This is a genomic window from Verrucomicrobium sp. BvORR034 (assembly GCF_000739635.1).
GTDB lineage: Bacteria > Verrucomicrobiota > Verrucomicrobiia > Verrucomicrobiales > Verrucomicrobiaceae > Verrucomicrobium.
The window spans coordinates 78,365-86,610 of sequence record NZ_BATQ01000046.1 but is presented as its reverse complement, the minus strand read 5'-3'; the positions used below and the strand labels follow the sequence as shown (position 1 = coordinate 86,610).

The window sequence follows — 8,246 nt, the reverse complement described above, 5'->3', positions numbered from 1 at the left end:
TAGGCAGGTGGAGATCTCCACCCACTTCCGGTTGCGCACCTGACCGGAGAGGTACAGCGCATCAAAGAGACTGCGACGACGCTGACGGTCCACCTTTTCCTGAGCGGCCACGGGAAGCCCAAGCGTAACAACCATGGGGACGGTGACGCCGGCCTTGACGATGGCTGACAGCCGATGCTGACCGTCCACCAGAGTGCCTTCCGAATCAAACCCCACGGCTGCCGGCGTGAGCCGCCACTCATCATTCAGTATTTCCTCGACATACTTCTCCACCACCTGGTCAGACAGTTTCCGGTTGCGCACATTGCGCGCCAGCATGGCCTTCGCAGTCTCCGGGCTCAGATACACCGCCACCGACTTCACGCCGGGCACCTGCTCCAGGTCGGAGAGCTCAAGCCTGGGGTATTTTCCGTTCAGATGAAAACCCCCTTCTACAGAGGAGGCGGGCAGCGCGAATTGCATAGGCATGAGAAAAAAAGAGTGGGGGGTCCCAACACTATTTATCAGAGCCCAGGCTCACGCCATTGGTCGTGCGGTTTACCGTCTAAACAGGGATCACGGAAAACACCGTAAAGATCCTGCTTACCATGCCCAGGATTGCGGAAGCAAGGGTGAAAGCTATTTCCTAAATACCACAATCGAATCAGATGACAGAGGAAATCGTTTCGTTCGCATCTTAACAGGATCGCCCTACTCCACCGCCCCGTGCTTGCGAGCTTCCGCCCAGCGGATGGCGTATCGGGTAACCGCTGCTCCGTCTTCCAGATTGAGTTTGTTTTTGATGTTCATACGGTGCACATCCACCGTTTTGGGGCTGATCCGCATGGACTCCGCCACCTGGTGGGTGCTCTTGCCCTCGCCAAGATGCTGAAACACTTCGAACTCCCGGTCGCTCAAGCTATGAAGACCGCTGTCCGGCCGCGGCTGCACTCCAGAGGAGAATGCCATGAGGACCCGGTCTGTCATCTTGTGACTCACCGCCACCCCGCCTTGCGAGATGCGGATCAATGCACTCTCGAACACATCGTGAGGCGCATTTTTCATGATATAGCCTTTCGCACCTGCTTTCAGGGCTCGTTCCGCATAAAGATCCTCTTCGTGCATGGACACCACCAGCACGTTCATCTGATTGTGCGTGGCATGCAGATCCTTGATCAACTCCAACCCGCTCCGGTCGGGGAGCGTGATGTCAACAATCAACACATTCGGTTCATCCTGTGAGATCTTCTCCACTGCCTCCGCAGCGGTGCCCGCCACCCAGGCGCACTCAAATCCTGAAAGGCTCTCTACAAAAATTTTCATGCCTTCCTGCATAAAAGTGTGATCTTCCACAATGCCAATACGGCAGGTCGGGTCACTCTTCCGGCGGGGGGAATCGGCAGATTGCATGGTCATCCATCTTTATTAGCGGTTTCGCAATTAATGATCAAGCCTTGGTGCCACTGGCACCTCACACACGGCCAACGTCCCACCGCCCGGTTCGTCACGTTCAAGGAACAACAGCCTGCCATTGAGCGCACGGACCCGCTGGTTCACCAGCTGCAACCCCATCCCGGTCATCGGTCCTGAATCGATTTCAAAACGTCTGCCATCGCTCTCCACTTTCAGCTCCAACAGCCCGTCTCGAAAGGTCAGACTGATGTTGATGAAAGTGGCTCTGGCATGCTTGGCAGCATTGGTGGCAAGCTCTTGAGCGATGCGGAACAGGTGCACCTGAGTGGCATCCGGAAGTTCCAGCACCCTCGGATCGGTATCATGGTGCATGGGTACCCCAAAAGCCTTGGTGAGGTGCCCTGTCATATCCCGCAGTGCCGCGTTCAATCCGTCCCGATCCAGTGTGGCTGGCGCCAGCCCACGAGCGTACCCACGCGCGATGTCCGCGGCATCGGAGAGTTGCTCTGCCACTTGCTTGGCCAGCACACTGTGCGGCGAGTTTTCCCGGGCCAGGGAGACCCCCAGCACGCCAGCCTTGAGCTGGGCGGCAGCAATTCTCTGACAGATGTCATCGTGGAGATCCATGCCCAAGCGCCAGCGTTCCTGTTCCGCAGCCTCCAGCAGTTGTTTCTCCGTACTCCGCAGTTGCCCCACGGTATCCGCGAACGCCTGCCCCACCGCACCTATTTCATCAGCCCCCGTCGCCGGAACACCAGGGCTGCGTCCCGATGCCACCTGTTTGGCAAACACCAGAATACGGGCAATACGCCGGGTGATCAGAGTGTCCAACAACATCCACAGCACGAGGGATCCCCCCAGCAGTCCCAAACTCTGCGAAATGGACTCGTGTCTCGCCAACCGGGTGGACTCCTTCTTCGGCCCCACCAGATCGTAGGCCAGCACCACCACAAAGGGGGTGGTGGTGCTGCGCTCGAAAAAGGGAAACACCGCCCAAAGCACTTCTCCGTCCGGGTAGATGGCCACCTGGCCGTTCAACTCTTTGCGAATGGCCCCCAGACGTGGCACGATGGCCTCCAGTGGAGTCTCCCTCAACGACACCCCACGCCACTGGATCTGGCTAGCATGTCGCACGACATCGTCGCCATCACAGATCACGCCAAGGGTCAGGTGTGGAGAAAGCGCCACATAGCTCATCTCCAGATCTGCCGCCTGCACCAGCCCCTTGCGCAACAGGTGCTGCGCGATATGCGACAAACGGGTGCCTTCACGATAGGCGTTGTCCCATAATTCTTTCCGCGAACGATCCCTGAGCTGCTGTTCATTGCGCAGATACCCCACCACGATGAGGGCCATGCCAAAACAGGCCACTGCGGCCGGCACGAGGAGATGCAGGGTCATCAATCGTTTCATTGAACTCACTCCTTCAGAAATTCCGCCGTCATCCAGTCTTCCGCCTTGGGAGATGCGGCCAGCAGCCTCTGCCGCACCATCTTCTTCGCCACACTGTTGGCCAGCGATCTCAATGTTGGCAACTCTCCCCCGAGCATGCGCAGATTTTCGCCGGCATCCGGCATCTCCATGTTGGACATCACCACCTTGTAGTCCTCATCCGAAACTCCCAGACGGCGCTTGATGATCTTCAGAGCCTTCGCATCTCCGCCTGATTGGAGCAGCGGTCTCGCCTGAAAGTGGGCCGATACCAGCCGGACAATGTCGTCTGGTCGTTCCACCAGGATTTCCTCCCGCACCACCAGCACACGACACACATCCCGGTTCATGTGGCGGCTGCTGAATAGCTCCACGGCACCTTTGGCTTTCAACCTGGTCGTCCAGGGCTCGCCGGTCACCACTGCGTCCAGCTCCCCCGCCATATAGGCAGTCTCCATCTCCGCCAGATTCATGGCCACCGGGTCCAGGGAGCCTTCGGGCATTCCGGCATCCTCCAGTGCGGTGCTCAGGACAAAGGAGCCAACGGAATTCAGCTCAGCACCAATCCTCCTCCCCCTCAACTCCGCCAGGGATTTGACTCCCGTACGGGCCAACAGGGCATCCCCTCCCTGGGAGAACCCAACCACCATCACCACCCTGACATCATTCCTGCTCTCCAGCAGCCTCAACACTTCATCCAGGGACACGACAGCGGCATCCACCACCCGGTTCGCGAAAGCGACTTTTGTGGCGGAAGACCACGACATTTCGACCAGCTGCACCTCTTCCCGGGGCAGGAGTCCCGTTTCCCGGGCATAGACGAACGTCTCGGAGCCAGGCCAGATTCCAATTGCCACCTTCAACGGCCGAATCTCCTCTGGAGGGTGCCAGGTAAACGTGCCGTAGAGCAAGAAAGCCGACGCCGCCAACAGCCCCCCCACGCCCCAGATCCAACCCTGCTGAGCGCGCTCCCCCACTTTTCCCGATTTCTTCTCTTTCATCGCCACCCCCCTTCTCGCTCCCGGTGCCGGGAGCTCCGGGCACCTTCTGCGTTTTCGCAATGGTGGTCGATCATGTTCTTCACTCTTACAGTCAACCGGAAGGCTTCAGCATCGGAAACCCCTTTCTTGCCGATGGGCAAGATTTGGCCTTTATTCCGGCCACTACATTCCCTGTCGAACCTGCCATGAAGCCTTTGTCCGCCACTGTCCCGGTTCTCCTCCTGGCCCTTGCCAGCTGCACCCGCATGCCTCCTCCCGCACCGGGCAGCGGCATGTACTCCGGGCAGGGCGAGGCGGCCTACCGCGGCGGCTACCACCATGGATTCCAGGACGGCCGGCGCGGACGCGACAGCGACTACGAGCGCTACTACTACGAGTACAATCCCCGCACTGAAAAGCCCTTCGAGAAGGGCTATGATCTCGGCTACGAGACCGGGGAGGACCAGGCGGAAGCCAGGGAAGTGGATCGCGACGCCGCCCAAAACCATGGCTACGATGCCGGACGCACCGACAGCGAGAACGGCCAGGCACCCAACCACCAGCGCCACCGGCACGCGTACACTTTAGACACCGAGTCCACCTTCGCCAAGGGCTACGAGAAAGGCTACCGCGAAGGTCGCGCCGCCCTGCGCGGGGAATGATCCGGGAACTGTTCTCAAGGCTTGACCTCCACGCATGGCGCGGCTAACTCCCGCGTTCCATGTCAGACCGCCAACACACGATCGCCAAAGCCGCCTCCCTGGAAGGGACCTCCCTGCATACCGGGGAAAAGGTCACCCTGACGCTGCAACCCGCTCCGGCGGACTTTGGCATCAAGTTCCGTCGTGTGGATCTGGAAGACCGCCCGTTCATTCCGGCCTCCGTGGAAAAAGTGCAGAAAGTGGAGCGAGCCACCACCATCGCTGAAGGCGGTGTGAACGTTCACACGGTGGAACACGTGATCAGCGCCCTGGTCGGCATGGGCGTGGACAATGCCATCGTGGAAATGGACGCCAACGAGCCCCCCATCGCGGACGGCAGCGCCCTGCCATTCGTTGAGCTGATCAAAAAGGCCGGACTCCAGGCGCAGGATGAGCCCCGCCGAGTTTTTGAAGTGCGCGAGCCCCTCCACCTTGAATCCCGCGATGGCAGCCTGCTGACCATCGTCCCGGACAAGAAGTTCCGTATTTCCTGCACCCATGTGGGTCCGGAAGGCCGCACCACCCAGTTTTTCTCCACCGAGATCAACCCCACGACCTACGAAAAGGAGATCGCGGCAGCACGCACCTTCGTGTTCTATGAGGACATCGCTCCGCTTCTGGAGAAGGGCCTCATCAAGGGTGGCACGCTGGAAAGCGCTGTGGTCATCCGCGGCGACACCGCCCTGAGCAAGCACCCCCTCCGGTTCAAGGAAGAATTCGTCCGTCACAAGATCCTCGACATCGTGGGTGATCTGGCCCTCTTCGGCCGCCGTATCAAGGGGCACGTCATCGCCGTGCGCCCGGGTCATGGACCCAATACGGAGATGGCCCGCGAGCTTCTGCGCACCTACAACGAGATGCGCGCCATGGTGCCGGTGCCCATCCACATCCCCTCCGGCGAGGCCGTCCTCAACATCAACGAGGTGATGAAGATCCTTCCTCACCGCTATCCGTTCCTGATGGTGGACCGCATCGTGGGCTTCGAAGGCGAAAGCAAGTGCACAGGCGTCAAGAACGTTACCATCAACGAGCCCTTCTTCCAGGGGCACTTCCCCGGGCATCCCATCATGCCAGGCGTGCTTCAACTCGAAGCCATGGCCCAGGTGGCCTCCATCCAGCTCCTTCGCGCCCCGGAGAACCAGGGCAAGATCGGCTACTTCATGAGCGCCGACAATGTGAAGTGGCGCCGTCCCGTACTCCCCGGAGACATCCTTTTCATCGAGACGGAATTGCTCAAGGTGAAACGCTCCATCGGTACGGCAAGAGGGCGCTGCATCGTCAATGGACAGGTGGTGAGCGAAGCCGATCTCATGTTCGCCTTGATGGACCGTTGATGCCCTGATCCGATCCGACTTGCCGCCTCATGCCTGAGTCACAGATTCACCCCACCGCCGTTATCGACCCTTCCGCCCGGTTGGGCGCAGGAGTGGTCATAGGTCCCTACTGCATCATCGGCCCAGACGTTGAGCTCGGGGATGGCTGCTGGCTGCAAAATCACGTCACCCTCTGCGGCCCCAGCCGCATCGGTGCACGGAACAAATTTTACGCCTACACCTCCATCGGGCAGCAGACGCAGGACTTGAAGTATGCCGGAGAACCCACTTGGTTGGAGGTCGGTGATGACAATGTCTTCCGCGAATTTTGCACGGTGAATCGCGGCACCCTGCCCCACACGAAGACCACCGTGGGCAGTCACAACAACTTCCTCGCTTACAGCCACATCGCTCACGATTGCGTGGTGGGCAGTCACGTCATTTTTTCCAACAACGGCACCCTCGCTGGTCACGTGACCGTGGAAGACCACGTCATCCTGGGCGGGCTCACGGCGGTGCATCAGTTCTGCCGCATCGGCCAGCACGCCATCACCGGCGGTTGCTCAAAGATCGTGCAAGACGTCGTTCCTTTCACGATCGTGGATGGCAACCCTGCCCGCGCCCGCGGCGTGAACATGGTCGGCCTCCAACGCCATGGTCGCAGCGAAGCTCAAATTCGCGCCCTCCGGCAGGCCTACAAGACCCTGTATCGCAGCAAGCTCAACATCAGCCAGGCTCTGGAACAGCTCCGCCAGGAGACAGCCGATCCGGATTTGGAGCATTTGATCACCTTCGTCGCAGGCAGCCAACGCGGCATCGTCGGGGCTGGGAGGGAGTAGTTGGAACGCTGGCCATTTTCACCTAGCACGGGTACACAGCACTTCGAGACGAGGAGAAGCTGAGGGTCAATGGCCCCGGCCTCCTACCAGCCTTGTGCAACGCCCAAGGTTCCTGGGTCCCATGACATCCAGGGCTGAAGGCCCCGCTTCATTCAGGGCTCCCCTTTTCCCGCAGACCTGCCACATTTCCCGCTACTCCAGGAACATCTCCCAATCCGGAACGCCATGAACGTTGCGGATGAAATAGGTGGAAGGCATCTCTCTGGGTGTGCCTGGTTTGCGCTGCAGCTTCAGCCCCACCTCCTCGGGAGTCCGGTCCGCCTTGCGGCTATTGATGCGCTTGTCCGCCAGCACGCAGTTGTCCCAGCTCGTTTTCCCGCCACGCGACCGCGGCATGATGTGGTCGATGTTCCCTTCGTCCCGGGTGAGTTTCCTCCCCGTGTACTGACAAACGCCCCCATCACGATCCCAGATGCCACGGCTGCTCAGCTTGGGGCGACGCTTGGGCACCTTGTCATACCGGGCCAGCACCAGCACGGTGGGAATGCGCACCGGCCCATGCACGGTCAGCACCGCATTGTCACTGTCCCGCACAGGTAGGAGCAGCCATTCAGGCCACTTGGTCGGACTCATGCTGTCGCCCTGCGCGATGTCCAAGGCCGTGGCTGTCCCGGCGGCCATCATGCAAAAAGCATCAGCCGGCGTTTTGATGTCGATCGCCTGCCAGTTGCGGTTAAGCACCAGCACCGTCGTCTTGTGGAGGACATCGCCCATGGCTGGGACTACTTGGTGCTAGAGACACGGCAATTAGTCAACCTGTTTGATCTGAGTAAACCTTCACGCAAGATTCACAGCCGCGAGTCCCAAGGGGGCTTCTGAACCCAGGGAAACTGCATTCTCCACATTTTCCAAAAATACCAACACCTCCCTACTCCCCAGAGCGAGAAGCGAGGTAGATGGAGTCCAGCGTGGACTTGGGCAAAGCTCCTGCACGCTCAAATTTGCGGGCGGCATCCGTCACTTCCTTGGTCAGCCGGTCTGTCTGCGCATCCCGCACACTGGAGGGCAGCAGCACCAGATTGATCAGATGATTGGCGAGCTCCGGCGCATGGGTCGGCGGGATCACCACCCCCACGGCAACGGGCTCGCCCTGCCATCCCACGAGGGCGATCAGCGCGGCCTGCCCCTGCTCCAACCGCACCATGTTCATCGGGTCATCAAAGACTTTCAGCTTCCGCGCGGTGTCATAGTTGGCGATCAGCGCGTCCTGAATCAGACCTCGCTTTTCCCCTGTGATGTTGATTTTTTCGCAGGCAGTGCCCACCATCATGTGGAGATCGCGCCCATCCATCTCCGCTTTCCGCATGAAATGCAGAATCTTGAAGTAGGCCCCTTCATCCGGGGAGCCTGGGTTTGCGACCACGATCCGGCCATTGGCCTGGGAGTCGAGAACCTTGGAGCATTGCAGCGCCCACCCATCCTCCACCTTTTTGGCACGGTCCCGCTGGAGGAGAATCCAGCCGGAATACATACCGACGGCAACGATGATGATGGAAAGCATTCTCATGACTCTGCTTCGATCTTAAGGCG

Annotated in this window: 8 protein-coding genes and 1 pseudogene; 3 read left to right on the top strand and 6 right to left on the bottom strand. The window is 59.8% G+C overall.

Annotated elements, in window-relative coordinates; all coding sequences use genetic code 11:
- From BV034_RS08320 to BV034_RS08305, 4 genes and pseudogenes are all read right to left on the bottom strand, one after another.
- Positions 1 to 468, bottom strand: a pseudogene (locus BV034_RS08320) (hypothetical protein); the annotation flags it as partial.
- Positions 469 to 690: 222 nt separating this feature from the next.
- On the bottom strand, positions 691 to 1,389 hold the full coding sequence (locus BV034_RS08315; protein WP_050025959.1) for a response regulator transcription factor: 699 nt from the start codon (positions 1,387 to 1,389) through the stop codon (positions 691 to 693).
- Between the two features lie 30 nt (positions 1,390 to 1,419).
- The gene (locus tag BV034_RS08310) at positions 1,420 to 2,805 is read right to left on the bottom strand and encodes an ATP-binding protein (protein ID WP_081887670.1); all 1,386 of its coding nucleotides are present in this window, start codon (positions 2,803 to 2,805) and stop codon (positions 1,420 to 1,422) included.
- A gap of 5 nt (positions 2,806 to 2,810) precedes the next feature.
- Positions 2,811 to 3,824, bottom strand: coding sequence for an ABC transporter substrate-binding protein (locus BV034_RS08305; RefSeq protein ID WP_050025954.1), 1,014 nt, complete (start codon positions 3,822 to 3,824; stop codon positions 2,811 to 2,813).
- A 185-nt stretch (positions 3,825 to 4,009) separates the two neighbouring features.
- On the opposite strand from BV034_RS08305, the gene BV034_RS08300 reads away from it, so the two are divergent.
- The 3 genes from BV034_RS08300 to lpxA are packed head-to-tail and all read left to right on the top strand — an operon-like array spanning position 4,010 to position 6,656.
- Positions 4,010 to 4,465: a hypothetical protein gene (locus BV034_RS08300; RefSeq protein ID WP_265592776.1), complete on the top strand. Its 456-nt coding sequence runs from the start codon at positions 4,010 to 4,012 to the stop codon at positions 4,463 to 4,465.
- A gap of 59 nt (positions 4,466 to 4,524) precedes the next feature.
- Positions 4,525 to 5,838 carry a bifunctional UDP-3-O-[3-hydroxymyristoyl] N-acetylglucosamine deacetylase/3-hydroxyacyl-ACP dehydratase gene (locus BV034_RS08295; RefSeq protein ID WP_050025951.1) on the top strand — a complete coding sequence of 438 codons (1,314 nt, stop codon included), beginning with the start codon at positions 4,525 to 4,527 and terminating at the stop codon, positions 5,836 to 5,838.
- A 29-nt stretch (positions 5,839 to 5,867) separates the two neighbouring features.
- Positions 5,868 to 6,656, top strand: coding sequence for an acyl-ACP--UDP-N-acetylglucosamine O-acyltransferase (lpxA, locus tag BV034_RS08290; protein ID WP_050025949.1), 789 nt, complete (start codon positions 5,868 to 5,870; stop codon positions 6,654 to 6,656).
- A 192-nt stretch (positions 6,657 to 6,848) separates the two neighbouring features.
- Here lpxA and BV034_RS08285 read toward each other — a convergent pair whose 3' ends face one another.
- Complete coding sequence (locus BV034_RS08285) at positions 6,849 to 7,430, bottom strand: HNH endonuclease (RefSeq protein ID WP_050025947.1); 582 nt, start codon at positions 7,428 to 7,430, stop codon at positions 6,849 to 6,851.
- A gap of 154 nt (positions 7,431 to 7,584) precedes the next feature.
- Positions 7,585 to 8,223: a hypothetical protein gene (locus tag BV034_RS08280; protein WP_265592775.1), complete on the bottom strand. Its 639-nt coding sequence runs from the start codon at positions 8,221 to 8,223 to the stop codon at positions 7,585 to 7,587.
- Positions 8,224 to 8,246: the final 23 nt, after the last annotated feature.

What these genes read in the sequence shown, in the direction of transcription:
- BV034_RS08315 (WP_050025959.1), bottom strand. Translation starts at nt 1,389, where the DNA reads ATGCAATCTGCCGATTCCCCCCGCCGGAAGAGTGACCCGACCTGCCGT.
- BV034_RS08310 (WP_081887670.1), bottom strand. Translation starts at nt 2,805, where the DNA reads ATGAAACGATTGATGACCCTGCATCTCCTCGTGCCGGCCGCAGTGGCC.
- BV034_RS08305 (WP_050025954.1), bottom strand. Translation starts at nt 3,824, where the DNA reads ATGAAAGAGAAGAAATCGGGAAAAGTGGGGGAGCGCGCTCAGCAGGGT.
- BV034_RS08300 (WP_265592776.1), top strand. Translation starts at nt 4,010, where the DNA reads ATGAAGCCTTTGTCCGCCACTGTCCCGGTTCTCCTCCTGGCCCTTGCC.
- BV034_RS08295 (WP_050025951.1), top strand. Translation starts at nt 4,525, where the DNA reads ATGTCAGACCGCCAACACACGATCGCCAAAGCCGCCTCCCTGGAAGGG.
- lpxA (WP_050025949.1), top strand. Translation starts at nt 5,868, where the DNA reads ATGCCTGAGTCACAGATTCACCCCACCGCCGTTATCGACCCTTCCGCC.
- BV034_RS08285 (WP_050025947.1), bottom strand. Translation starts at nt 7,430, where the DNA reads ATGGGCGATGTCCTCCACAAGACGACGGTGCTGGTGCTTAACCGCAAC.
- BV034_RS08280 (WP_265592775.1), bottom strand. Translation starts at nt 8,223, where the DNA reads ATGAGAATGCTTTCCATCATCATCGTTGCCGTCGGTATGTATTCCGGC.